Annotated in this window: 25 protein-coding genes and 1 pseudogene; 20 read left to right on the top strand and 6 right to left on the bottom strand. The window is 72.0% G+C overall.

Annotation, left to right across the window (positions count from 1 at the left end):
• The first annotated feature begins 29 nt into the window (after window positions 1-29).
• Both AC0NZN_RS13110 and AC0NZN_RS13115 read left to right on the top strand, forming a co-directional pair.
• Complete coding sequence (locus AC0NZN_RS13110; protein ID WP_474592743.1) at window positions 30-389, top strand: SPW repeat domain-containing protein; 360 nt, start codon at window positions 30-32, stop codon at window positions 387-389.
• 66 nt (window positions 390-455) lie between these two features.
• Window positions 456-1067, top strand: coding sequence for a TetR/AcrR family transcriptional regulator (locus AC0NZN_RS13115; RefSeq protein ID WP_474592744.1), 612 nt, complete (start codon window positions 456-458; stop codon window positions 1065-1067).
• 107 nt (window positions 1068-1174) lie between these two features.
• Here the strand turns inward: AC0NZN_RS13115 and AC0NZN_RS13120 are convergent.
• From AC0NZN_RS13120 to AC0NZN_RS13145, 6 genes and pseudogenes are all read right to left on the bottom strand, one after another.
• Window positions 1175-1405 (bottom strand): annotated as a pseudogene (locus tag AC0NZN_RS13120) (CHY zinc finger protein); the annotation flags it as partial.
• On the bottom strand, window positions 1402-2013 hold the full coding sequence (locus tag AC0NZN_RS13125; protein ID WP_474592745.1) for an energy-coupling factor transporter transmembrane component T: 612 nt from the start codon (window positions 2011-2013) through the stop codon (window positions 1402-1404). The pseudogene AC0NZN_RS13120 and the gene AC0NZN_RS13125, both read right to left, overlap by 4 nt.
• On the bottom strand, window positions 2007-2690 hold the full coding sequence (locus AC0NZN_RS13130) for an energy-coupling factor ABC transporter ATP-binding protein (protein ID WP_474592746.1): 684 nt from the start codon (window positions 2688-2690) through the stop codon (window positions 2007-2009). Before AC0NZN_RS13130 ends, AC0NZN_RS13125 begins: the two co-directional genes overlap by 7 nt.
• Window positions 2687-3808: a thiolase family protein gene (locus AC0NZN_RS13135; RefSeq protein WP_474592747.1), complete on the bottom strand. Its 1122-nt coding sequence runs from the start codon at window positions 3806-3808 to the stop codon at window positions 2687-2689. Before AC0NZN_RS13135 ends, AC0NZN_RS13130 begins: the two co-directional genes overlap by 4 nt.
• A complete protein-coding gene (locus tag AC0NZN_RS13140; protein WP_474592748.1) occupies window positions 3798-4952 on the bottom strand; it encodes a class I adenylate-forming enzyme family protein in 1155 nt (384 codons plus the stop codon). The genes AC0NZN_RS13135 and AC0NZN_RS13140 overlap by 11 nt, the downstream gene beginning before the upstream one ends.
• On the bottom strand, window positions 4898-5521 hold the full coding sequence (locus AC0NZN_RS13145; protein ID WP_474592749.1) for a biotin transporter BioY: 624 nt from the start codon (window positions 5519-5521) through the stop codon (window positions 4898-4900). The genes AC0NZN_RS13140 and AC0NZN_RS13145 overlap by 55 nt, the downstream gene beginning before the upstream one ends.
• Window positions 5522-5598: 77 nt before the next feature.
• Between AC0NZN_RS13145 and AC0NZN_RS13150 the strand changes: the two genes are divergently transcribed.
• The 18 genes from AC0NZN_RS13150 to AC0NZN_RS13235 all read left to right on the top strand — a co-directional run bounded on the left by AC0NZN_RS13150 (window position 5599) and on the right by AC0NZN_RS13235 (window position 24964).
• Window positions 5599-6237, top strand: coding sequence for a TetR family transcriptional regulator (locus AC0NZN_RS13150; RefSeq protein WP_474592750.1), 639 nt, complete (start codon window positions 5599-5601; stop codon window positions 6235-6237).
• Window positions 6238-6609: 372 nt separating this feature from the next.
• Window positions 6610-7323, top strand: a complete 714-nt coding sequence (locus tag AC0NZN_RS13155; RefSeq protein ID WP_474592751.1) for an AfsR/SARP family transcriptional regulator — start codon at window positions 6610-6612, stop codon at window positions 7321-7323.
• 216 nt (window positions 7324-7539) lie between these two features.
• Window positions 7540-9429: a phage tail sheath subtilisin-like domain-containing protein gene (locus tag AC0NZN_RS13160; RefSeq protein WP_474592752.1), complete on the top strand. Its 1890-nt coding sequence runs from the start codon at window positions 7540-7542 to the stop codon at window positions 9427-9429.
• A gap of 1 nt (window position 9430) precedes the next feature.
• Window positions 9431-9934 carry a phage tail protein gene (locus AC0NZN_RS13165; RefSeq protein ID WP_474592753.1) on the top strand — a complete coding sequence of 168 codons (504 nt, stop codon included), beginning with the start codon at window positions 9431-9433 and terminating at the stop codon, window positions 9932-9934.
• Window positions 9935-9938: 4 nt separating this feature from the next.
• Entirely contained in the window at window positions 9939-10625 is a 687-nt protein-coding gene (locus tag AC0NZN_RS13170; protein ID WP_474592754.1) for a hypothetical protein, read from the top strand.
• Window positions 10622-11422, top strand: a complete 801-nt coding sequence (locus tag AC0NZN_RS13175; RefSeq protein WP_474592755.1) for a hypothetical protein — start codon at window positions 10622-10624, stop codon at window positions 11420-11422. The genes AC0NZN_RS13170 and AC0NZN_RS13175 overlap by 4 nt, the downstream gene beginning before the upstream one ends.
• Complete coding sequence (locus tag AC0NZN_RS13180; RefSeq protein WP_474592756.1) at window positions 11419-12606, top strand: Pvc16 family protein; 1188 nt, start codon at window positions 11419-11421, stop codon at window positions 12604-12606. The genes AC0NZN_RS13175 and AC0NZN_RS13180 overlap by 4 nt, the downstream gene beginning before the upstream one ends.
• Window positions 12603-14447, top strand: a complete 1845-nt coding sequence (locus AC0NZN_RS13185; protein WP_474592757.1) for an ATP-binding protein — start codon at window positions 12603-12605, stop codon at window positions 14445-14447. The genes AC0NZN_RS13180 and AC0NZN_RS13185 overlap by 4 nt, the downstream gene beginning before the upstream one ends.
• Window positions 14444-14656, top strand: a complete 213-nt coding sequence (locus AC0NZN_RS13190) for a hypothetical protein (RefSeq protein WP_474592758.1) — start codon at window positions 14444-14446, stop codon at window positions 14654-14656. The genes AC0NZN_RS13185 and AC0NZN_RS13190 overlap by 4 nt, the downstream gene beginning before the upstream one ends.
• Window positions 14653-15291: a hypothetical protein gene (locus AC0NZN_RS13195; RefSeq protein WP_474592759.1), complete on the top strand. Its 639-nt coding sequence runs from the start codon at window positions 14653-14655 to the stop codon at window positions 15289-15291. Before AC0NZN_RS13190 ends, AC0NZN_RS13195 begins: the two co-directional genes overlap by 4 nt.
• On the top strand, window positions 15288-15554 hold the full coding sequence (locus tag AC0NZN_RS13200; RefSeq protein WP_474592760.1) for a hypothetical protein: 267 nt from the start codon (window positions 15288-15290) through the stop codon (window positions 15552-15554). Before AC0NZN_RS13195 ends, AC0NZN_RS13200 begins: the two co-directional genes overlap by 4 nt.
• A complete protein-coding gene (locus AC0NZN_RS13205; RefSeq protein ID WP_474592761.1) occupies window positions 15547-16647 on the top strand; it encodes a hypothetical protein in 1101 nt (366 codons plus the stop codon). The genes AC0NZN_RS13200 and AC0NZN_RS13205 overlap by 8 nt, the downstream gene beginning before the upstream one ends.
• A gap of 27 nt (window positions 16648-16674) precedes the next feature.
• Complete coding sequence (locus AC0NZN_RS13210; RefSeq protein ID WP_474592762.1) at window positions 16675-17160, top strand: phage baseplate assembly protein V; 486 nt, start codon at window positions 16675-16677, stop codon at window positions 17158-17160.
• Window positions 17157-17486 carry a hypothetical protein gene (locus tag AC0NZN_RS13215; RefSeq protein ID WP_474592763.1) on the top strand — a complete coding sequence of 110 codons (330 nt, stop codon included), beginning with the start codon at window positions 17157-17159 and terminating at the stop codon, window positions 17484-17486. The genes AC0NZN_RS13210 and AC0NZN_RS13215 overlap by 4 nt, the downstream gene beginning before the upstream one ends.
• The gene (locus AC0NZN_RS13220; RefSeq protein WP_474592764.1) at window positions 17486-17851 is read left to right on the top strand and encodes a GPW/gp25 family protein; all 366 of its coding nucleotides are present in this window, start codon (window positions 17486-17488) and stop codon (window positions 17849-17851) included. The genes AC0NZN_RS13215 and AC0NZN_RS13220 overlap by 1 nt, the downstream gene beginning before the upstream one ends.
• Window positions 17848-20367, top strand: a complete 2520-nt coding sequence (locus tag AC0NZN_RS13225; RefSeq protein ID WP_474592765.1) for a baseplate J/gp47 family protein — start codon at window positions 17848-17850, stop codon at window positions 20365-20367. Before AC0NZN_RS13220 ends, AC0NZN_RS13225 begins: the two co-directional genes overlap by 4 nt.
• Window positions 20367-22859, top strand: a complete 2493-nt coding sequence (locus tag AC0NZN_RS13230) for a hypothetical protein (protein ID WP_474592766.1) — start codon at window positions 20367-20369, stop codon at window positions 22857-22859. The genes AC0NZN_RS13225 and AC0NZN_RS13230 overlap by 1 nt, the downstream gene beginning before the upstream one ends.
• Complete coding sequence (locus AC0NZN_RS13235) at window positions 22856-24964, top strand: hypothetical protein (RefSeq protein ID WP_474592767.1); 2109 nt, start codon at window positions 22856-22858, stop codon at window positions 24962-24964. Before AC0NZN_RS13230 ends, AC0NZN_RS13235 begins: the two co-directional genes overlap by 4 nt.
• Window position 24965 lies beyond the last annotated feature (1 nt).

A 24965-nucleotide genomic window follows, 5' to 3' on the forward strand; every position in this document is an offset into this window, starting at 1 on the left:
CCATCACCTTGTGAAGGAGGGAGAGTCGAATGAAGAGATGGATGCGCTGGGAGGACTGGGTGGCCGTGGGCGTCGGACTCCTCGTCGCGGTGTCGACGTTCGTCATGCCACAGGTCGGTGCCTCGATGGCGTGGATGCTGACACTCGGGATCCTGCTGATCGCCTCCGGCCTCGTGAACCTGGCAATGCCGGGTCTCGTCGCGACCGAGTACGTGCAGCTGGCACTCGGTGTCCTGCTGATCATCGCTCCGTGGATCGGCCAGTACGCAAGCGGGGCGACCATGGGGCCTGCCTGGGTCAGCTGGGTCGGCGGAATCATCGCCGTGATCGTTGCGGCGGTCGCGATCAGACCGGCCATGCACGCGCATGACCGCTCACTCCCGCACTGAATCTGTTCGAGAGACTGGGACGACGGCTGAGGCCGGCGTCCCGGTCGCACGTGTGAGGATGCGACGATGACTCGAAGCAGGGAGAGCAGGACGCTCATTCTGGATGCTGCGGAGCGCCTGTTCGCCGAGCGCGGCTTCGACGCCACACCGACGGCGGCGATCGCCGGGTCCGCCGGTGTGCCGAAGGGGCTGCTGTTCTACTACTTCCCCACCAAGACCGACCTCCTGCGGGCGTTGGTCGGGGAGCGGCTCGAGCTCGATCCCATCGATGCGACCGCTCTCATCGCCCGCGGCGACCCGGCGCGTGCCCTCCTGAATGTGTCGCGGGTACTGCGCCGGCTTCAGGACGAGTCGGCGGTGCGACGTGTCATCGTGTGGCGCGAACAGCGCACGCATCCCGAGGTGCACGCGAGTCTGCGCGACTACCGCGGGCAGCTGCTGAGCCTCGTCGAGCATGTCCTGCGGGCGAGCATCCTTCACCCGATCGCGTCACATCGGCTGCGGGCCGCGGCGACCGCATGGGTCGCGATCATCATGACTCCGGCTCTGCACGATCACATCGCCGCGGAGGCCGACGCGGCTCCCGGCCCGTCGGAGACGTCCGCCGGTGGGTCGGATGCCGCCGACCTGCCTGCACTCGCCGACCTGATCTCGGCAGGCCTCCAGGAGGCCGCCTGAGTCGCCGGCGACTCCACCTCGAAGTAGAGGTGGGTGTGCAGCGTGCAGCGCGGGTTGAAGGGCGAGCGACAGGCCGGACAGCGATCTGCTTCGAGATACTCGGCGATGGTGAGAACACGCCCGCAGACACCGCAGAGCACGGCGCGCTCGTCGCGCTCCGTGAGAGGCCACTGCCTGGCGGGATGATCGGCGGTCTCGGCGTGGCAGAGGTGGCACGGGTAGAACTCACGGCAGCAGGCGAACTCGATCGCGACGATGTCGAGCGGCGTCGAGTAGTGGACGCAGCGGGTCTGCTCGTCGACGACCGCTCCGAGCACACGCGGCCGGCGATCGATCATCGGATGCCCCGGGCGGTGAGGGCGTCGCCGAGCTCGAACGCGTGCTGGGACGCGAGGACGAGGAACGGCACGGCGAACGCGCGCAGGCTTCCGCGGGCGCCGCGGGCGCGCTGCGCGTCGCGGACCTCCCGGGCGAGCCGGGCGAGCGTCGGGATCGTGGTCAGGGTCACGGTGAGCACGAGGGCCGCCATCTGCGGGTCGAGCCGCAGACGCGCGAGCGGGCGCAGTCCGCGCTCGACAGCGTCCAGAAGTGCGGTGACCCGGGTCGTCAGCACGAGCAGCGCACTGAGGACGACGGCGGCGGCCACGCGGGCCGTGTTCGCGACCGCGGGTTCGGGGCCGAGGAAGATGAGCTGGCTGACGATCGTGATCGCGAGGACCCAGCGCAGGGCGAGAACCTGGCGCGCGAGTTCGTGCATGCCGAGCATCCCGTCGCGCAGACCGGCGAGCACATACGCGAGGAGTGTCACGGCGGCCGCGACCGCGGCAGCCCACCACGACGAGGGCAGCAAGGAGACGCCGAGCACCAGGGCGAGGACGAGGAGGGTCTTGCGCCCCGCGGGCATGCGATGCGGCGGCCCGTCACCCGGTCGATAGAGGGTCAGCATCGCAGCATCGCCTCGTAATCGGCGACGATCGCCGCGGGTTCGCCAGCGGCGACGAGGCGTCCCCCGGCGAAGAGCACGGCCATGTCGCATCGCCGCGCGAGCTCGAGGTCGTGCGTGACGAGCACCAGTCGATGCCCGGTGTCCTCGAACAGATGATCGGCGACGCGCCGCGCGTTGCGGGCGTCGAGGTAGGCGGTGGGCTCATCGGCGACGACGAGCTCCGGTCTGCGGATGAAGGCGCCGCAGAGGGCGAGCAGCTGCTTCTGTCCGCCGGAGAGGTCGTGAGAGGGGCGGTCGGCGAGTTCGGTGAGACGGAATCGGTCGAGCGCGGCGGCGACGCGCTCCCGCACCTCGGCGGTCGGCAGGCGGTCTGCGCGCAGAGAGAACGCGACATCTTCGGCGACGGTGGGCATCAGGATCTGCGCATCCGGGTTGCTGAACACGAGCGCTGTCCGCCGCTGGAGCTGCTTGGCGTGCGTTGCGGGGTCGAGTCCGAGGATCCGCAACGTGCCGCCGGTGCGACCGACGAGACCGCCGATCAGCCGGGCGAACGTGGACTTGCCCGACCCGTTCTCGCCGATCACGGCGACCGTGCGTGCGTCGATGTCGGCGGACACGTCGCGGAGGACGTCGGCATCCCCGAGACGCACCGACACGGCCTCGAGCCGGATGCTCATCGCACCACCTCCAGGACGGCGGCGATGCCGAGGCCCCCGCCGACGGATGCTGCGGCGACCCCGAGCGTCCCCGAGGGTGCGCCGCCGCGCACGAGCCGACTGAAGAGGCGCACGACGGCGACCGCTCCGCTCGCTCCCCACGGATGCCCCAGGGCGAGCGCGCCACCGTCGGCGCAGACTCTCGGATCGTCTTCGGCGATGCCGAGCCGATCGAGCACGGCGAGACTCTGTGCGGCGAAGGCCTCCACGATCTCGAACGCGGTGATGTCCTCGACTCGCGTGCCGGCGGACGCGAGGGCGGCCCGCACTGCGGGGGCGGCCCCGATGCCGGGCAGTGCGGGGTCGCAGCCGATGATGGCAGAGGCGCGCAGCGCCAGACCGGGTGCCGTGCCCGCGGGGACGACGAGGACGGCCGCGGCGCCGTCGCCGATGCGCGTCGCCGTCCCGGCGGTGAGCGACCCGCCCGGGAAGAGGGGGGTGAGACGGGGGAGCAGCCGCTCGGCGGCGCCGATCGCGTCGTCGTGATCGAGCTCGGCGAACGGCACGAGTTCGTCGTCGAAGCGGCCGGCGGCCCGGGCGGCCCGCGCGCGGGCGTGGCTGCGCGCGGCATGAGCGTCCTGCCGGGATCGCGGGATCTCGTCCTCCGCGGCGAGATCCTCGGCGGCGCGCGTCATGTCGGGGTCGGGGAATCCGTTCGGCGCGAACGGCGCCTTGGCGTAGGCGACGCCACCCATCGAGCGCACGGGAGCCGTGGACGCGCTCTCGACGCCACCGGCGATGCGCATCCGCTCGTCGCCGAGCGTCGCTGCGGCCGCATCGAGGATCGCGGCAAGGCCGCTCCCACACTGACGATCGACCGTGCCGCCCGGAACGAGGATGCCGAGGCCGGAGGCGAGAGCCGCCACGCGACCCGGATTGCCGCCCGGTCCCATGCAATTGCCGAGAACGACGTCGGCGACCGTGACCGGCGCACCCAGGATCGCCTCCGCATCCGCGAGGGCCTCCCGGATGACGGGAGCGGCCAGCGCGGCGAGGTCCAGCTCGGCGAGAGCGCGGCCGCGGGTGCCGATCGGCGTGCGCCGCGCGGCGATGACGACGGGAGCCCGGTCAGACGGCAAGTCGATCCACCTCCCCGGCCAGCGCTCGACGGATCGCCTCGGCCCGGGCGGGTTTGCCCGAGGCGGTGCGGGGGAGTTCGCCCTGGTACCACCGCCGGGGGCGGTGCGCGGGGGCGAGGCGAGTCGAGCTGGCCGCGCGGAGGTTCTCCATCTGGGCGGATGCGCCTGAGGCATCCAGTTCGACGAAGGCTGCGACCAGGGCGCCGACGCGATCCTGCGGCAGACCGAACACGATGGCGTCGCGGACACCCGGAACCGATCGCAGCACCGCCTCGACCTCCTCGGGCACGATCGTCGCGGACGCGCTGAGGATGGCGTCGTCCGCTCGACCGAGCAGGCGCAGCCGGCCGTCGATCACCTCCGCGCGATCGCCGACCGTGGCCCAGTCGCCGTCACGCCGCAGCGGGCCGCCGTGGCCGAGGTAGCCGAGGGCGACGAACGGGGAGCGCACCCACAGCTCGCCTCCGCGGATGCGCAGTTCGACCCCGGGGAATGCACGAAGGCCGTCTCCCTCGTCGATCGCGACGAACGAGAGCTCCGCGGCACCGTAGTAGGCGATGAGCCGGATACCGGCCGCATGCGCCTGCGCGCGCACGGTGTCATCGACGTGAGAGCCGCCGACCAGGGCGACCCGCAGCAGCGGGGGCGGCCCGGCGTCGAGGACGGCGCGCAGAGCCTGTGGCGTCCCGTGGAAGAGGGTCGCGGCGTTCCGGTCCTCGGCGCTGAGCAGCGGGCGCGGTCCGCCCTCGAGCGCGTGGGCGAGTGAGAACAGAGTCATGGATGCGGCGGCCGGCGCCGGGAGCAGCACCGTGTCGTCGGGGCTCGCATCCATCGCCTCGCCGACCGCGGCGAACGACGCCGACCACGACGCGGCGGTGCGCAGCACGATCCGGGGCGACCCGCTGCTGCCCGATGTCAACGTGGCCCAGGCGGCCTCCACCGGCGGCTCGGCGTCGGCGGCGAGGGATCGCACGGCGTCCCACTGCGCATGCGGCCAGCGCTCGTCACCGACCAGAGGGACGTCTCCCGCTGCACGCATCGCCCGGAGGCGTTCGAGGATCCCCTCGGTGCCGCCGCGGACCGGGACGATCACGGCACGCGCGCCGGCTCCGCGGGCGCGGATGCGGCGACCTTCGCCGGCCACGTCCGGCGGAATGCCCGGGGGTACGCGCGCACGAGAGTCATGACGACCGCGGTCGCGATCACGGCCTTGACCAGATCACCCGGGATGTACACGAGGCTCATCAGCGCGGTCTCGGCCAGGGGCAGGCGTGTGACGAGGCTCTGCACCGGGATGCCGAGCGCGTAGACGACGAGGATCCCACCCGTGACCGCGCCCGCGAAGGTGCGCCACGTCACGGGCTTACGACCGCCGGCGTGCACGATGAGGCCGACCACGAGGGCGCCGACGATCCATCCGACCAGATACCCGGCGGAGGGTCCGAAGAACACCCCGATCCCGCCTCGTCCGCCGGCCAGCAGCGGCAGTCCGACGGCGACGAGTGCGAGGAACACCGTCATCGACAGGGCGCCGAGCCAGGGCCCGAGGATCGCGCCGGCCAGCATGACGCCCAGCGTCTGCGCGGTGATCGGCACCGCGCCGAACACCGTGAAGCCTCCCGGGAGACCGAGGACCGCGACGATCGCGGCGAACACGGCCACGCGAGCCAAGTCCGTCGCATCCATCCGTCGCGAACGGGGCTGATCGGTCATCTGCGTCTCCTTCATGGTCGGTCGACGGCATCGACCTGAACACCGTTCACCTGAACGGCGTTCACTATAGTTGGAGGATGGCCGGGATGGAAAGCGGACGCCGTCACACGCGAGACGATGTGGCCCGCGCAGCGCTGCGGATCCTCGACGACGACGGGCTGCCCGAGCTCACGATGCGCCGACTCGCGGGCGCCCTCGACCTGCAGCCCAGCGCGCTCTACTGGCACTTCCCGAACAAGCAGAGCCTGCTCGCCGAGCTCGCCGACCGCATCGTCGCCCAGGCTGCCTCACGCAGCGAGCGGACCGATAAGTCGCACACCCGGGGTGAGGCAGCCGCGCTCCGCGACGCGCTGCTCGCGTACCGCGACGGTGCGGAGGTCGTCTCCAGCACCCTCGCGCTCGGCCTGGGCAGCACCACCGCCCGCGACCGGCTCACGGCGGCCATCATCGCGGACGGGTACGCGGCCGACCTCGCCGCGCGTGCCGCGGCCGCCCTCCTGCACTTCGTGATCGGGCACGTGTCGCACGAACAGCAGCGGATGCAGTACGACAGCCTCGGCGTGGTCGTGCCCGCCGCCGGCCTCTCACCGGAGAGCGATCGCGACAGCGCGGAGGAGTTCACCTTCGGCGTCGCCCTGTTCATCGGAGGACTCGCGGGCCTCCGTCGGAGCCCCACGGACCTCCACAGCGCGAACGCGTCGCCGATCACAGACTGAGCACGGGCGCGGGCCGAGCACGCGCTGCCGGACTGACAGGGTCGCTTGCGGCGTGCTGTCGCGTTCGCTACCGTGCTCCTATCGGATGCGTCATTCCGCATGGTCGCGGGAGCCGGGGGCATGAGCCTCTTGGCTTGGGGTTCGAATCCCGGCGTGTCTTCGGTTGCGACGAACCGCCTCGCCGGGCTTGATGCCCCCGCGAGGCGTTCGCATTTCTCGACTCTGTTCGTCATCGACCTTTCGGAGTGGCCCCGCGCGCGAGTACGGTGCTCTCGTTGACTTGTCTCGGCGGGGGATGCAGGCGCGCCGGGGACCTGGCGCGGGGGGTGCGCAGTGGCGGTCGTACAGTCGTTGTTCTCCGAGCGTTCGGCGGTGCCCGAGTGTCGCATCGAACTGCTTCATCACTTCCGGCTGCAGCTGCCGATGGGCAGCGTCGAGACGGGAAGGCCTGCCCGACGCCTCATCGCCTACCTCGCCGTCGAGAACCGAAGCCACACGCGCGATCACGTCGCCGGCTGTCTGTGGCCGGATTCCACGCAGGCCCGCGCGACGGGGAGCCTTCGCCGGGTCCTCTGCCTTCTTCAGGCGGAGGCGCCGGATCTCATCATGCGCGACGGGCACACGCTCGCGCTCGCACCGGACGTCGACGTGGACCTGTGGCGCCAGCGCGTGCTCGTCGAGCGGGTCGTGGCCGGCGAGTGCACCTTCGCCGATCGCGAGCAGCTCGCGCTGCTTCGCGGCGACCTTCTTCCCGACTGGGATGACGCGTGGCTCACGCCCGTCCGCGACGAGCTCCGTCAGCTTCGCCTGCTCTGCCTCGAGGCGTTGGCGGTGGCCCAGCTCGACGAGGAGAAGCCGCACAGCGCCCTCGCCATCGCGTTGTATGCGACCCGAGACGAGCCCCTGCGGGAGAGCGCGCATCGACTGGTCGTCCAAGCGCACATCGCCCTGGGCAATCACGCCGCGGCCGCCCAGCATTACGCCGACTACAGCAGCCTCCTGTGGCGTGAGCTGCGGCTTCGTCCGGGCCTGCGGATGGAAGCACTCGTGCGCCCGCTGCTGAGCACGCGGGACATCGCCAACTGATCGACGTCTGCGACGGCGACCCGGCGATGGCGACCCGGCGATGGCGACCCGGCGACGGTGAACGCGTGAGATCCTCGCGATCACGTACCGCGAACGGTCCGCGAACGCCCTGATGCACGCGCGGACACACGACGCGAACGGTCTCGCCACGGTCTGGTCGCGCACCGTACGGAAGGCTGGGTCGCCTCAGGCCACTCCCGTCGATGGAGGCGTTCCATGCCGGTTCAGACCACGTACCCCGGGGTGTACATCGTCGAGCAGATGTCCAGCTCGCACGTCATCTCCGGGGTGTCCACCTCCGTCACCGCCTTCGTGGGCGCAACCCGGAAAGGGCCGTCGGACACACCGACGGCGATCGGCAGCTACGCCGACTTCGTGCGGACGTTCGGCGATCCCGTCGATGCCACCGATCATCCGATGGGGTACGCGGTGGCGCACTTCTTCGCCAACGGCGGCAGCCAGGCGATCGTCGTCCGGGCGCTCGCGTCGAACGCGGATGCAGCCACAGCGACCTTCGGGCCCAACAACGGCGTCACCGTCACGCTGACGGCGAAGAGCCGGGGAGCGTGGGCGAACGGCACGGGCACCGGCGCATCGCAGTCGGGAGTCTTCGTCGAGGTGACGGCGTCGACGGTGAACCCGGACGACCGGTTCGACCTCGTGCTCACCAGCTACGCACCCGGTGTCGGCTCCGCCTCGGTGCTCGCGAGCGAGACGTTCAAGGAACTCTCGATGTCGCCGCACAGCCCGCAGTACGTGGCGACGGCGCTCGCGGCGAGCTCGCTGGTGTCGGCGACCGTGACCGGCGCCGAGACCACCGATTCGCCCGGCACGTCGGAGAGCCAGAACGACCTCTCCGGCGGCGTCACCGGGCTTGCCGGCCGCACACTGCGGATCGCGGTCGACGGCGGCGCACCGACAGACATCACTCTGTTCCCCGGCGGCGCACCCGGCGACTCCCACAACACGGGTGACCTCGTCACGGCCGTCCAAAATGCGGCGATCGGCGTGACCCCATCGGACGACGGGGGCAGGCTGAAGCTCGAGAGCAACACGCCCGGTCCGGACAGCGCGGTGACGGTCATGCTGTCGGGCGCCAATGACGCCAGCACGCTGCTGACCATGGGCCTCGCCTCGGGCGGTACAGAGATCTCGGGCAGCGCCGCGGATCGTCCCGGTGTCGCTGCGGCCACCGGGCTCGCATCCGGCTCCGACGGCGCGGCGGTCGATGCGAACAGCATCGTCTCCGCGACCCCGGGTGAGGGCATGCTCGCGCTGGACGTTCTGAACTTCCCGCGCTTCAATCTGCTGTGCCTGCCAGGGGTCACGACGGTCGACATCGACGCGGTCAGCACCGCACTCGCCTACTGCAAGGAGCAGAACGCGTTCCTCCTGGTGGACCCCGACCCGAGCGTGACCGATGCGACGGCCCTCACCGCCGCCGGGCACTTCGCGGCGGAGGGTCCGCACGGGGCCCTGTACTGGCCGCGTCTGGTGACGCCTGACTCCACGCCGTCCGGCCTGCCCCCGTGCGGCGCGATCGCCGGTGTCATGGCCCGCACCGACAGCGAGCGCGGCGTGTGGAAGGCTCCCGCCGGCCTCGCGGCGGGCGTCGCGGGGGCGATCGGGGTCACACAGCCGACGAGCGACAAGGTGTCGGGCGACCTCAACCCGTTCGGCATCAACGTGCTGCGCAGCTTCCCCGGTGCCGGACTGGTGGTGTGGGGCGCGCGAACGCTCGCCGGCTCGGACCTCCGGGGCGATCCGTTCAAGTACGTGCCGATCCGCCGCCTCACCGACTACATCGAGTCGAGCCTCTACCTCGGCACCCAGTTCGCGGTCTTCGAGCCGAACGATCCCGTCCTGTGGGGGCAGCTGCGGCTCGCCGTCGGCGGATTCATGCGCGGCCTCTTCCGCCAGGGCGCCTTCCAGCAGTCGGAGTCGCGCGCGGAGTCCGACAGCTTCTTCGTCACGTGCGACAGCAGCGTGAACCCACAGACCGAGATCGATGCCGGCCGCGTGAATGTCGTCGTCGGCTTCGCACCGCTGAAGCCGGCGGAGTTCGTGGTCATCACCATCACCCAGATCATCAACGCGGGAGCCTGACATGGCCGAGTTCACCGTCAACCCGACGCGGTACGACCCCTACAAGACGCACATGTTCCGCGTGAAGTGGGACGGGGTCTATGTGGCGGGGCTGTCGAAGATGAGCCCGCTCACCAGGACGACGGCACCCGTGTCGCACCGGGTGGGCGGCGACCCGTCCCACGACCGTCGCAGCCCCGGTCTCACGACGTACACGTCCGTGACGCTCGAGCGCGGAGTCACGCACGACCCCGCCTTCGAAGCGTGGGCGAACAAGGTCAGCAGCTTGACCTCGCCCGGAATATCGTTGCCGGATTTCCGCAAGGACATCACCGTCGACGTCTTCAACGAGGCCGGCCAGCAGGTGCTGAGCTACCACCTCTACCGCTGCTGGGTCAGCGAGTACACGGCGTTGCCCGCGCTCGACGCTTCGACCGCGGCAACGGCGATCCAGTCGATCAAGCTGGAGACCGAAGGCTGGGAGCGCGACACGTCGGTGGTCGAGCCGAAAGAGCTGAGCGTCTGAGGCCGTGGGCACGAGTCGTGGGCTTCCCGCTCTGAGCGCACGCCCGTCACGCCTGGGGCTGCTCCGCGAGTTCGACGCCGCCGGTTCCGAACTCGAGCAGGCTCTCGCCCTTCTGACCGGATGTGGCGTCGCCGACCCCGTCACGCTTCCCCTGGGGGTGATCGACCGCCTGCTGCTGCAGGCGCATCACGTGATGCTGGGCTACGACCTGGAGCTCGTCCGCGCGTGTCCGGTGTGCGGTGTGCTCAACGCACTGCCGCTCGGCCTGCGCGATGTTCCGCAGTATGCGCCGCGCTCCGCGTGGTGCGGTCCCGGGGCGGGATTGCGCGAGCCGACACCGCAGGATCTGCTCGACCTGCCGGCCGCGACGGCGGCCGCGGGGGCGGTGGTCGCCGTGCGATGCGCGATCGGGCCCGACGGGCGGGCTCGTGATCCCGAGGCTCTGGCGAACGCCGAGCAGTCGCTGAACGGCGTGGTCCGTGGAGCGTGCACCGAGTGCGGCGCGAGCATCGCGGAGTTCGTCGACGTGCAGCACCTCGTCACGTCCGCGGTCGCCGCGGCGATCGCCGAGGCCGACATCGAAGTCCATCTGCTCGCCTCGCGCTACGGCTGGGATCTGCCGACCATCGAGGCGCTGCCCGAGGCACGGCGCAGCCGGCTCGCCACTCTCGTTCGCGGCGGCCGATCATGACCGACGGCGGGTCGGCTTCCGCGGGGGGTGCCGTCGGCGCGCTGCTCGCACGCAGTCGGCGCCCGGCGATCATGCCCGGACGGATGCTGTTCCCCGAGCCTCCCTCCTCCCTCGACACGACGGCTCCGTCGGGCGCCGAGGCGGTCCAGCAAGCGGGGCAGCCGCCGCACATCGCCGCGCGAACCCGCGCACGCGTCCCGGCGGCCGAGGGCCGTGTGCCTGCGTCGCCGAGCAGTGCCGAGGGCGGGACGATTCCCACGGAGCCGGCGAAGCCGCGAGCGGCATCCGATTCCGTCGAGACAGGACCGGTGTGGGCCATGCCGGTCGCTGCACCGCTGGAGACGCCGTCGGCGCCCGCCTCGCCCCGAACGCGGGTCATCGCGCCGGATCTGCCTGCGGACTCCGTCGCCCTCCGTTCGCCGCGATCCGCGCACCTGACGACGGCCCCGACGGCCGTCGTCGAGGATTCGCCGTCGGCGCCCGTGCCTCCGCTGGCGACGCTGACCGAACGCGTCGTCCGCGAGCCCGTCGACGTCCCGATCGTGCGGCGGCAGCCGGAGCGCTCAGAGCCCGACGCCACGGAGACCTCGAGCGAGCTGCCGGCGCCACCGACAGACCACGAATCCGTGAACGTCATCGCGGCGGTGTATCGGGCCCCTGTCGCCGAGCCGATTCCTCCGGTGTCCATCGGCGAGATCCACGTGCATGTCGCTGCCCCCGCCGAAGCGCCCGATCCGCTGGCGCTGCTCGCCCCCTGGGCCCACGGCCTCACGGCCCGCCGGACGGCGACCGCATGAGCGTGTTCCCGACCCCGCCCGCGGTGCTCTCCGGTGTGGACACCGTGCTGCTCGCAATGACGAAGGATGCCGTGCCCACGAGCATCGGCGTCACGAGCGGGCCGCTGGACCGCCCCGCGACCGCCCCGCGGCTCAACTGGTTCCTCTACCGTATCACCCCGGCCCCCGCCTTCCTCAACATGGAGCCGCCGCAGACCGGCTTCACGACCCGCCGGGGAAAGCCGCCGCTGTCGCTGACCCTGCATTACCTTCTGTCCGCGGACCCGGGCGAGATGACCGCGAACGGCAACGAGATCGAGCCCGTCCACGACGCGCTCACCGCCGTCATGGTGGTCATGCACGAGTCGGCGATCCTCGGACCGCAGACGGTCGTCAGTTCGCCCGATCGCACGGTCTCCGACCTCACCGACGCACTCGACGGTCTCGTCGAGCCGCTGCGCATCACCCTCGACCAGGTGCCCCTGGAGACGCTGACCGGACTGTGGGGGAGCGGGCTGAAGTCGCTGCGCCTGTCCGTCGCATACGAGGTCAGCCTCGTGATCGTGCCGTCTCCGGTGCCGTTCGCCCCCGGTCCGCCGGTGCTCGAACCCGTGGTCGCCGTGATCCCGTCGGTCGGCCCGAGGATCAGCGGCATCGTGCCGGCGCGGGGCGATGCACGAAGCCCGGTGTTCATCGCGGTGACCGGCCTGTCCGACCACGTGACGATCGAGATGTCGCGGGCGACGGGCGACCCCGACGACCCGACCGACGGGCGACCGAACCCGGGGACGACCCACAGCACGGGCCCGTGGCGACTCGTTCCGCTTCCGGCGTCAGGCGGTGTGACCGTCACACTGCCGAATGGGCAGCTCGTGCCCGGTCGTCGCGTCATCGGCATCGCCAACGTCGCGAACGGCTTGCCGGCGGGCGCAGCATCCATCGCCTTCACGGTCGCGCCCGCGGTGATCTCCGCGAGCGGGCCGCTGCATCCCACGCAGTCCGTGACCCTCACCGTCGCGCACGTGCTCGATGTCGGAGAGGTGAACTTCCTCGGAATGTCCGTCGGGTACACACGGGTGACTGCGGCGACCGTGAGCGCCGTGGTGCCGGCGGGCGTCGGCGACTATGCCGGTCAGCAGATCCCGGTGAGCCTCACCTCCGGCACCGTCACCGGTGCGCCGACGCAGCTGGCGGTGGCGCCATGACCGCTCTGAGCGTGACCGCCGTGCCGGAGGAGTCGAACCGGACGGCGGAGGAGCGCATCACCACCGACACCATCCTGCTCAGCTATCGGGCCATGCTCCAGGAGGCGCTGGCGGACCTCGCATCCGACGCTCCGATCGCCCGTGCCCGCTCGGCCGTCGCGCGCGAGCGGGTCGGACTCGGCGGCCGCGGCGGCGACCTGCTCTCGAGGCTGTGCGGCACGGCCGCAGAGGAGGCGCTCGTCGCTGCCGCGTGGTGGTCGGCCGCCGACCCGGGACTGGCCGCCGCCTTCGGGCACCTCCACGACGACATCGCCCGGCGCTACCCGAGCCTCGCGGTCATCCGGCTGCTCCTGGGATCGCGGGGGTACGAGATCCCACTGGCGCTCCCGACCGAGACCGGTCTGGTGGCGGCGGGAGTGCTCCGCCCGGTCCGCGACGCCGAGAGCCCCGTGCGATTGACGGCGACGGCGGCGCTCGTCCTCTCCGGACATCGTCCGCAGCCCACGACGGTCGACGGTGTGGCGCCGCGACTGCGGGATGCCGTCGCCCGGACGGTGACGCTCCTCGCGCAGGGCCACCGCGTCTGCCTCCGCACCGAGGATCCCGCGGATGCCGCGACCGTCGCGGCCGCGGCCGCCGCCGCCCTCGGCCGTCACCTCGAGCCGCTGGAACGGGCGGGCGACGCGGCCGAGGAGCGCCCCGTGGCCGAGCTCGAACTGCTCGCTCGCCTCGGCCATGTGCTGCCCGCGAGCGAGGGCGAGCATCCTGCCGCGCAGGTGCGACTGGCCGTGGCGGGTGCTGCGGTCGCACCGGGGTGGCAGACGGTCGATGTGCCCCCGATCGACCACGACAGCGTGCAGCGGGCCTGGCGTCGGGTGCTGTCGCGATCGGGTCTCGACACGTCGGCATCCGAGCAGCTCGCGGCCCGCATGCGGCTGCCCGAGACGACGATCGAGACCCTGCACCGCAGTGCCGAGATCGCCGCGGCGACCGCCCAGCGGCACGTGACCGTGGCCGATCTGCACGAGGTCGTGCGCGCGCATCCGCAGCACCGCATCGAGGGCATGGCGCGCCTGCTGCCGCCGTCGTCGCGTCTCGACGACCTCGTGCTCTCGCCCGAGACGAGGGCGGGACTCGCCGATACGCTCGCGCACGCCCGGCACAGTGCCGCGGTCACCAGTGAGCTGTCTGCGGGAGCGGTCAGGGGGCGCGCGGTCATCGCCCTCTTCCACGGACCGTCCGGCACCGGCAAGACGGCGGCCACCGAGGCGGTCGCCGCCGAGCTCGACCGGGATCTGTGGGCCGTGGACCTCGCCCACGTCGTCAGCAAGTGGCTGGGCGAGACCTCGCGCAACCTCGATCGCGTGCTGACCGAGGCGGCGCGCGGGGGAGCGGTGCTGCTGTTCGACGAGGCGGAGGGGCTGTTCGGAAAGCGGGGCGAGGTCAACGACGCCCGTGACCGCTATGCGAATCTCGAGATCGACCACCTGCTGCAGCGCATCGAGCTGCACGAGGGACTCGTCATCCTGACGAGCAACCGCCCGGCCTCGCTCGACGAGGGGTTCCAGCGGCGCATCCGCGTTTCCGTCCGGTTCGACCTGCCCGATCGCGACGCGAGGCTCGCCATCTGGCAGAGCCTGCTGCCGGACCGTCGCCTCGAACACGGCGTGCGCCTGGAGGATTTCGCCGTCGCCGACCTGTCGGGCGCCTCGATCCGCGCCGCCGCGCTCGCCGCCCTCGTGTTCGCGACGGCCGACGGCACCGCCGTGACGGAGGCCCACCTGTCCCGTGCGGTGCAGCGCGAGATGGGCAAGAACGGCCGCACCTGGAGGCAGCGATGAGCTCGCCGATCAGGATCGACCGTCTCGACATCGCCGTGGAGCGGATGCCGGAGCCGGGCCTGCTGCGTCCCGCCATCGAAGCGGGTCTTGCCGGACGAGCTCTCGGTGTCGGTGCGGAAGCGGCCCTCGCCCGCGCCGTGCGCGATGCGGTGCGCGCCGCGACGAACGCATCGCCCCTCGGCGAGTCGCGGAAGGAGGACCCCTCATGATGCGTGGGATGCTCGTCTCCTTCAGCGACCCGGACATCGGTCTCGTCCCGACGTTCGTTCCGTTCCAGTACAACCCGTCCGAGATCACGCGGACGCTGACCGTCAGCTCGGGTACCGCGGGCGGTCCCGCTCTCCGAGTCGCGAACGCGCCGGTCGAGAAGTACACGATGAAGATCGAGCTCGACGGCATCGACGCCGTCGACAAGCCCATCACCGGTGCGATGGGCGTACAGCCGCTGCTGGCGACGCTCGAGGCGATGCTCGAACCGGCGGGGTCCGCGGGCGTGCTCGGCGCCCTCGTCGGGGCCGTGGCAGGGGCGGTCGGCTCACTGGCCGGCGGCGGTGGGTCATCCTCCGCGCCGATCCCGGCTCCGTCACTGCCGCTGGTCGTGCTCGCCTGGAGTCCTGCGCGGATCGTGCCCGTCCGCATCGACAGCTTCAGCGCGCGCGAGAAGGGCTTCAACTCGTCCCTGCTGCCGGTGCAGGCCGACGTCGACATCTCGGTCACCGTCTTGCGCGCATCCGACCTGCCGTCCGATGTGAAGATGGCCAATTTCCTCGCCAACGCCTACCAGGCGGCGCGCAGCGCGCTGGCCGTCGTCGGAGTGGCCCAAGGGGTGGAGCTGATGCTGTGACCACATCTCGCTATACCGGCCAGGCCACGATCGCCGTGCCGCAGGACGACGGCACGATGCGCGCGCTCGGCGTGCCCCGGATCGCGCCGGAGCTGCCGGAGGCCGTGCGCTACGTCGTCCGCGAGGGCGATCGTCTCGACCTGCTGGCGAACACCACACTGGGCGACAGCACCGGCTGGTGGCGGATCGCCGACACCAACCCGCAGTCCGACGCGCTGGCGACCACCGAGCCCGGCACGACGATCGGTGTGCCCCATGCCTGAGTCGCGTGTCAGCGTCACCGTCGGCGGGCGCCCGCTCGCCGACGGTGATCTCACCCGCGTGCGCAGCGTCGACGTGTCGGAGACGATCGGCAGCCAGACGCAGGTCAGCATCGTCGTCAGCGTCGAGACCGACGCCACCAGCCACTGGACCTCGCCAATCGATCCGCTCGTGCAGCCCTTCGCGCCGTTCGAGGTCAGGATCACGCGCGGCTCCGACGCGCTCGTCGTTCCCGCGCGCGTCACGAGCGCGTCATGGAGTCTCGCCGCCGGGGCCCTGTCGACGCTCACCATCGCCGGACTCGACGTGAGCGCCGACCTCGACCGCGAGGAGAAGGACCACGACTGGGCCGGTGTCAGCGATGCCGACGTCGCGATGCAGCTGCTCGCACCCATCGGGCCTGTCAGAGCAGGCTCGACCCCGACGCCGGACAGCAGCGACAGGCTGACGCGGCACCAGCGCGCGACCGACTGGTCGTACCTGAAGACGCTGGCCGGCCGCAACGACTTCGACGTCTACGTCGACAACGTCGACGGGGTGCAGACAGCGGTGTTCGATCACATCGACCCGACGGCCGACGTCTCGGGGACGCTCGACCTCGGCTACGGCGACCTCGGCGGCACCGCGACCGTCCAGGTGCAGCTCGTCTCGGGCCAGCGCGTCAACTTCACCCACGGCACGGAAGGATCCGGGGACCAGCAGGTCACCGGCAACGACGGCCGGGGCAACGCGATGGGCACGCAGTCCCTCGGCGGAGCGGTCTCGGTGCTCCGGGACCCGACCGACGTGGCGGGCAGCCAGCCGGCGGACGTCGCTGCACGGGTGCTGGCCGAGCGGAGTGCCTTCGGCGCGTCGCTGTCGGTGTCGCTGACAGGACCCGCCATGCCCCTCGTGCGGGCGCGGCGCACGGTGCAGGTGCGCGGGCTCGGCGATCTCGTGTCGGGGAAGTGGCTGGTCAAATCGGTGCGGCACACGATCTCACCGGCCGGGCACACTCAGGCGCTGGCTCTGACCCGGAACGCCCTCGGCGATCAGGACCCTCCTGGCGGCGCAGGCGGATTGCTGGGCGCCCTCTCAGCGGCGGTGTCACTGTGACCTGCCCCAGGGAGCGGAGGCCCGTTCATGGCTGACCGGTATCTCGGCAAGTTCGCCGGGATCGTTCTCGACAACAACGATCCCGACGGCCTGTGCCGCATCAACGTGCAGGTGCCGGATGTGCTCGCCGGCAGCACGGGCTGGGCGCTGCCCGCGCTGCCGTACGCCGGAGACGGCGTCGGCCTCGCACTGGTGCCGCCCGTCGGCGCCTCCGTCTGGATCGAATGGCCGGGCGGCGACCTCGGGCGCCCGCCCATCTGGTCGGGCGCCTCCTGGGCGAGCGGGCACGGCGTCAGCGGAGCAGGGCCGGGCACGATCCTGCTGGTGACACCGAACGGTCACAAGATCGAGGTGTCGGATGACAGCAGCTCGATCACCCTGGCCGCATCCGGCGGAGCGAAGATCACCCTCGACGCCAACGGCATCACGCTCGACAACGGTCAGGGCGCGAAGATCGAGCTGCAGAGCACGATCGTCAGTGTCAACGGCGGATCGCTTCAGGTGACGCAATGAGTGCGCCGCTGCTCACGACGAGCGCCACGATCACCTGCCCGCACGGCGGCCAGGGCACCATCGTGCCGAGTCAGACCGCGGCATCGGCGGGCTCGACGATCTGCACGCAGTCCGACACGGTGACCATCGCGGGCTGCCCCTTCACGATCGGCCCCAACCCGAGTCCGTGCCTGACCGTGCAGTGGATGACGGCATCCAGCGTCTGCACGGCCGGTGGCACGCCCATCCTGACCGTGAACAGCGTCGGCATGTGCATGAGCCCGGCCAGTGCGCCCCAGGGGCCCGTGGTGCTCGTCCCCGGGCAGAGTGCGGCATCGGGGGCATGATGATCGTTCGTCAACCGTGGCGACTGGGGGGTCGGCGTCTGACCCCCGCGACCTACGTCGAGCATCTGGACGACCTCGTCCGCATCGTCCTGCTGACGGGTCCGAACGAGCGCCTGCACCATCCGGGCTTCGGCGCGGGTCTCGGTGCGTCGACGCTGTTCGAGCCGCTGTCGCCGGGTCTCGAGCCCACCGTGGTCGCCCGCATCCGCGGCAGTCTGATGGATGCGCTCGGCGATCGCATCCAGGTGCTCGACGTCGCCGTCGGGATCGAGGAATCCACCCTCTCGGCCGAGGTCAGCTACCGACCGCTGCCGGCCGGCGAGCCGCGCACGGTGGTCACCGTCCTGCCCGGAGGTGCCCCGTGACGACGCCCGACCAGTACACGCTGCCGGAGCAGCCGGTCGCCACCCCGGTCGAGCGGCCGAAGGCGCTGTTCGACGACGTCAACGGCGTGATCGGCCTGCGCGCCGCAGCCTGCCGGCTCGCGGGGGCGAATCGCATGATCGACGTGTGGCTCTACGGCGATCCACCCGGCGCGCTGCTCGATGCCGCGCTGTGGTCGCTGCGCCCGGCACCGGGAGCCCCGCGGCCGACCGTGCAGAGTGTGGCGTCGGTCGCCGCATCCGTCGACGCCGACGGCACGCCGATTCCTTCGCACCTCACCCTCGCGCTCGACGACGTGCTGCCTGGACGCGGCGCGTACCAGCTGCGTCTGGACCCGGCCGCACTGGCGGGTCTCGGGTTCTCCGTCGATCCGCTCCGGGTGTTCGTCTCCCTGCACCTGCGCCCCGAGTGCGGCGATGTGGGCGACTGCGTCGATGTGCCCGCTGCTCCGAGGCGGCTCGCCGCGCCCGACTACGACACCCTCGCCCGCGACTACACCGCGCTGCGGGCGACGCTGCTGGAGCGGCTCCAGTTCGAGGATCCGACCGCCGACACCTCCATCGCGGATCTCGACATCGCGCTCATCGAGCTGTTCGCGCACCTCGGCGACCTGCTCCACTACCGTCTGGACCGCACCGCCACCGAGATGTGGCTGGCCTCGGCACGGCGCCGTGCGAATGTGACCCGGCTCGCGCGCGCCGTCGACTTCCCCGTGCAGCCCGCGATCAGCGCGGCGACGACGGTGCAGGTCGTCGTCGGCCACGTCACAGGTCAGGATCCGCACGCGGACGTCGAGGCCGGCGATGTGGCGACGGATGCCGGCACCGCGGTGACCCCGCTCGCGACCTGCTTCACGCTCGAGTCGTCGATGCGCGTGTACTCCAGCCAGGCCGAGATCGCCCTGTACGACTGGACGGAGGATGATGCCGAGCTCGCCGTAGGTGCGACGAGCGCCGTGCTCGTCAGACCGCCCGTGTCGGGGGCGGTCACTCTCGCGCAGTGGCTGCCCGCCGGGTCGCTGCTGGGTTTCGAGGTCGTCGCCGTCGATGATCCGACCAGGCAGGCCCAGTGGGCCGCCGGCACGGTCGAGACGGCCGCAGACGCCTGGCCGCGAGAGCCTCTCGCGAGCCGCCCGGCGCAGGTCGTGCAGGTGACGTCGATCGCGCCGTTCACGGATCCGCTGAATCCGACGGTGGATCTCGTCCGGGTGTTCTGGAACGAGGCCGACGCGCTCACCGCCCCGGTGCCGTGCAGCGTGGAGGCGCGCGGGGGTGCACGCGTCGGCGTCGCGCGGCTCGGACTCGTGAGCGCGCACCACGGTCTGCTGACGGACGGACCGGCGACGCTCGCCGCCGTCGACCGGGTGACCGGCCTCCCGGCGGATCCTGCGACCGAGCAGGTCGCCGACTACCTCATGGTCGCGGCCGGTCCGGAGGCTGATCCGGGGCTCTCGCATCGTCCGGGCGGGCGGCCGTGGCAGCTCGACGTCCAGGTCACCCTGCCCAATGGGTCGATCGTGCCGGCGGCCCGCGTGACGAGCCTGCTGCGGGCGCCCGCTGGCGGCTTCAGCGTCGTGGTCGACGCCGACGACGAGCTGCCGGCGCGGCTGCGGTTCCGCACCGGCGTCCTCGGCCTCACGCCGCCGTCCGGCAGCGCCGTGAACGCGCGCTATCAAGTCGGCGCGGGGCCCGACGGCAATGCCGCGGCCAACACGACGAACAGGCTCGTCCGCTCGTCGACAGCGGTCGGCGATCCCTGCATCTGGATCGATGTCGCCGACGCCGACGGCGACCCGGTGCGGGCGCGCAACATCACGCCGGGCAGCGGCGGCGTCGCCGCTCAGTCGCTGGACGATGTGCGACGCGATGCTCCGCAGGCCTACTCGGCCGACCCCCGTCGAGCCGTGCTCATCAGCGACCTGCCGGCGTTCGCCGTGGACGTGCCGACGGTGATCCGCGCGAGTGCGACCCGGTCGTGGTCCGGTTCGTGGCCGGTCGGCGTCGTCGCCTACGAGACACCGGAGACGGACGAGGGCGCGGGCGGCGATCTCGTGGCCCAGGCCGCGGTGGCCTCGAGCGTGCAGTCGACCCTCGACGCGGTCCGGATGTGCGGCACCGAGGTGGTGAGCGTCGTCGCGACCCCTGTCGGCATCCTCATCGCCCTGACCGTGTGCCTGTACCCAGGCTCGGACCCCGCGGCCAGTCGCGCGGCCATCCTGGCGGCGCTGCGACCGGGCGCGCCGGACGCACCGGGCCTGTTCGCGCCCGGGGCCCACCCGATGGGCTCGAGCGTGTACCTGTCGACGGTCATCGCGGCGGTCGGCGCGCTGCCCCAGGTGGATGCGGTCTCGGTCACCGAGGCGCGCCGCCTGAGCGACCCCGCCGGCACGCTGGATGTCGTACTGGCGATGGGTCCGAGCGAGGTCGCGGTATGCGACGACGACAGCGACTACCCCGACCGCGGTCGGATCGTGCTCTCCATCGAAGGGGGCCGCTGATGACCACGCCGGAATCGCGACCGATCATCGCACCGCAGCTTCTTCCGCCCGCTCCCGACCCGCTGCCCGGGCTGTCCCGGATGCGTCGCAGGCTCGGCGATCGGACGGCGTTGCGCGACGACCTGCTCGCCCGCCTGGCCGAGACGCCCGACCCGGCCCGACCGGGGAGCACGCTCGGAGACGCCCTCGACGTCGCGGGCGACCCCACGATCGTGCAGATCGCCGGTTTGTGGGCGCGGGTCGCGGACGGCGTCTGCGCCTACGCGGAACTGACCTCGGGTGAGGGCTATCTGGGGACGGCACAGGACTGGACCGACCTGCGCAGGGTGGTCGAACTCGTCGGATATCGGCCGGCGCAGCGCACGGCCGCGCACGGGTGGATCCGCACCGAGACCGCGCCCGGCGCCGCGCCGCTCGTCCCCGCCGGCACGCAGGTTCAGGCCCCCGGCACGCCCGCGCATCCGTCGCAGACGTACGAGGTCTCCACGGACACCCAATTGCGCGACGAATGGGCTCGGCTGACGGTGACGGGGGTGCCGGTGCCCACAGCCCCCGCCGGGCATGAGCTGCGCTTCCTCACCGACCCCGGATTCGTCGCCTCCGATCGTGTCGCATTCGTCCAAGAGGGCGGCGCGGGCCCGTTGGGGGACGACTGGGCGGAGTGGCTCGCCTGGCTGCTGTCGCTGATCTACGGCTTCAGTTACGTCGGGCTCACCGGTCAGCAGGTCAAGGGGCTCGCACGCGTCACGAAGCGCGCCGACGACCTCGGAGCTCAGCTGCTGACGTTCGACCGCGCGCTGGACAGCCTGCTGCCGCAGATGAGCGGGGTGAGCTACGGCGCCTACCGGGTCCGTGCGGAGCTTCGCGTGCCCAGCCGACTCGACATGGTGAGCTACGTCGACAGCGGAGGCACCCCGCAGTCGAAGCCCGCTCCCTACCCGAGCGGCGAGGCCATGTCGCCGTACAGCCAGACGTCGGTGTACGTCGAGGACGCGAGCGAGGCCAGCCTCGGACAGACACTCATCCTCTTCGGCGGCTCCCACGGGCAGTGCCTGGTCACGACGATCGCATCCATCACGCCCCTCGACTGGCACGTCGCGCCCGGTACCGTGCGTCGGGTGGCCGAGCTCGGCCTGGCCGACCAGCTGCCGGATGCGCTCAGCGGCGGGCCGCTCACGGTGCTGCTCACCGATCCCCGCCACGCCGCGCAGCACTACGACCTCCCGGCGCTCGGGCCGACCGACACCGCCGCGCGGGTCCACCCGCGTCTCGAGACGCTGCCCGACCGGATCGCGCTGCAGACGAACGTCGCGGCCGGTATGACCTGGGAGCTCAGCGGATGCTCGGCAAGCTCGGCCGACTCGACGCAGGATGACGGCGGGCGCATCGTCACCCTGACGACGGCGCGAGCGGGCTCGGCCGACCGCAGCAGGGGCAGCGGCGCTGCCACCGGCAACCTCGTGCCCATCCAGCACGGCACGACCACGTCGGGTCCCCTCACGCCCGTCGGCGGCACGGCCATCGTGAGCGGACCTGTCACCGGCGATGTCGCGGGCGACGGCACGGTCACCGACAGCCTCGTCGTCGCGGTCGACGGCGTCCGCTTCGACGAGGTCTCGAGCCTCTACGGCAGGGGCGCGGACGAGCCCGTGTACACCACACGCCTCGCGGCCGACGGGCGACTGGTCGTCACCTTCGGCGACGGTGTCCACGGGATGCTTCCGCGGGGCGAGGTCAGCGCGCGCTGGCGCGTGGGCGGCGGGCTTGCCGGCGAGCTCGACGGCACAGAGATCACCACGCTCGCCGGCAGCATCAACGGAGTGCGGAAGGTCGCCGGTGTCGGCGCGGCGTGGGGTGCGGCGGATCAGGAGGATCCGCTCCGGATGCGCCGAGCCGCGGCTGCCCGCATCCGTGCCCTCGATCGGGTCGTCGCCCTGCCCGATCTCGCCGATCTCGCGCTGACCGTCCCCGGTACGAGTCACAGCGCGTCGTGGCGCGGCGCGGGGCCCGCGGGATGCCCCTGCGGCGGAAGCGGCATCCACGTGGCCGTGCTGCGCGCCGCCACCCGCGGAGTGCGTCCGCCCACCCCACCCGAGCTCGTCGCGCTGCGGGGGTATCTCGATGCGCGCCGCGACACGTCCGTGCCCTTGTGCGTGTGCGCCGCCGTCGCGAGCGCGGTGACCGTGCAGTGCACCGTCGCCGTCGAACCTCGGCGGGATCCGAGCGCCGTGAGCGCAGCCGTCTCGGATGCCCTACTCGGCCCGTCCGGCCCGCTCGCCGCGCTGCCCCGGGAGCTCGGCACTCCGTTGGACGGAAGCGACGTGATCGAGATCGTGCAGCCCGTCGCCGGCGTTCGCGGAGTGTCGGGCCTGTCGCTCACCGGAGGTGCGAGTACGCCGACCGCGGGCGACCAGACGATCGGCCGCCTGCCGGCGCTGCCTTACGAGCTGCTGTACGTCGGCAGCACGACCGTGGCGGGGGTGAGCGCGTGACCGGTCCCGATGCCGTGCCGTCCCGCCGGTTCCTCGCGATGCTGCCGCCGGCGCTGCTGGCCGCGCAGGTCGGCGAGGAGACCCCGATCGTGCTCGCGCTGCTGGCGGCGATCGAGCGCCAATGGCTCGAACTGGCGACCGATGTCGACCGGGTGCTCGACGATGCCTTCCCCGACAGCGCCGCGGACTGGGCGCTGCCCTACATCGGCCAGCTGCTCGGTCTGCCGCCGGACGCCGGACGCGCCGAGATCGGATCCGCCACCGCGCTGCATCGCCGACGTGGGACCCCGTCGGCCCTCGAAGACTTCGCCGAGGTCGTGACGGGATGGCCGTCACGGGTCAGCGAGGGATGGCAGTCGACCGTGTGGTGCCAGCAGCTCCGTCACCCGGTACGGCGCACGGCGTCGATCTCCCTGCGCGCGGGCGAGCACCTTCTCGTCGGCAGTCAGCTGGATCCGGCGCGGCGCAGTGCGACTCCCGGTGGGCCGCACCACCCGGCGGCGGCGACCGCCACGGTCTTCCCCTGGCAGGTGCTCCGCTTCGACGGGGTGCAGGTGTGCCCCCTGCCGATCGCCGGGCGGTTCGCCCTGCACCCGCTCGGGGTTCCGGCTCCGCTCTACCTCCGCCCGCAGCCGCTGGAGATCGCGAGCGATGCCGAGGACGAGCGTGCACCGGGCTCGCCTCCGGCGTACCGTCCGCCGCGCGCACCCGCTGATCTGCCGCTGCGTGCGACCTGGCGGTTGATCGAGGCGCTGGCGCCGGCATCCATCGCCTACGGCGCTGTGTGGCAGCTCGGCCCCGATCATCCGCTCGCCGACGACCCCGTCACCGACCCGGCGCTGCTGTCGCTGACGGTCGACGGAGTGCCCATCCCGTGGTCGTCGATCGGCCTGACGGGGCTGCCGGACGTCGGAGCACCGACGCCGGCAGCAGGCCAGGTGCTCGTCGATCCGTCGCGGGGGGTCATCTCCGTCGGGTCCGCGATCACCGGCACGATCCGTGCGACCTTCTACCGGCCGGTGCCCGGCCGCATCGGCGCCCTGGCGAGCACGGCCGAGCCCGACGACGGCGCGGGCACCGTCATCGTGGTCGACCCGAGCGGCGCGCCGCACGCGCCCGGCCAGCTCGTCGTGGCCGATCTGTCTGCGGCCGTCGCCGCCGCGCTGGCGCTCCCGACCCCGGCTGCGCGCCCCGCCGACACCGCCGACAGCCCGGACGTCGAGATCAGGCTCGCGACCAACGATCGGCTCGCCTCTCCCGGCGCAGTCACCGGCGCGCCGGCGGCTCTGAGGTGGCGCATCATCGCGCCCACCGGGCTGACCCCCGTCGTCGAGGGCGCTCTGACCTTCGCACTCGCCGCCGCGACGGTCGAACTGGTGGGGTGCTACCTGGAAGGCGATCTCGCCGCGGGCAGCGAGCTGGCCGCGCTGACGCTGACCTCGGTGACGATGAATCCCGCGGCCGGACGAACGCTCTCGGTCGCACATGATGCGTGGACCGTCCGGCTCTCCGCCACGCGCTCGCACCTCGGCCCGGTCCGAGCGGATCTGTCGGCGTTCGGCATCCGGCTGACCGACTGCATCGTCGACGGCGCAGGTGTCCCTCTCGCACCGTGCGGGGCGGCCGGCAGTCCTCCGGTCGCGGTGCCCTCCATCGCAGCGGTCGACCGGTTCCCGCCACAGCTCACGGCGCGCGGGTGCACGTTCGCCGGCGTGGCGGCGGTCGACACGATCCAGGCCACGGACTGCCTGTTCATCGACGGCATCCGCTCGATCGTCACATCGTCCGGATGCCTGCGGTACTGCCATCTCGGCCCGCACGACATGCCCCAGACGCATCCCGTTCCGTACGAGTGCCTGAGCGGACCCCTGCCCGGCCTCGTCTCGACCGGAGTCGAATCGGTCGGCTACTACGCGCCCCTCCTGTCGGCGCCGTCCGGACGCGGAGCCGACCGGATCCTCCGCAGTGCGAGCGACGGCGGCGAGATCGGCGCCTACCAGCACGCCCGCCGCGGGCCGTCCGCTCTTCGGCTCGCGCAACGGCTCCCCGACATGACGGTGCTCACCGTGCACCCTCATCTGGCAATCACACCCCCGGAGGAATGAC

It is taken from the genome of Microbacterium sp. sgz311019, from assembly GCF_056135325.1.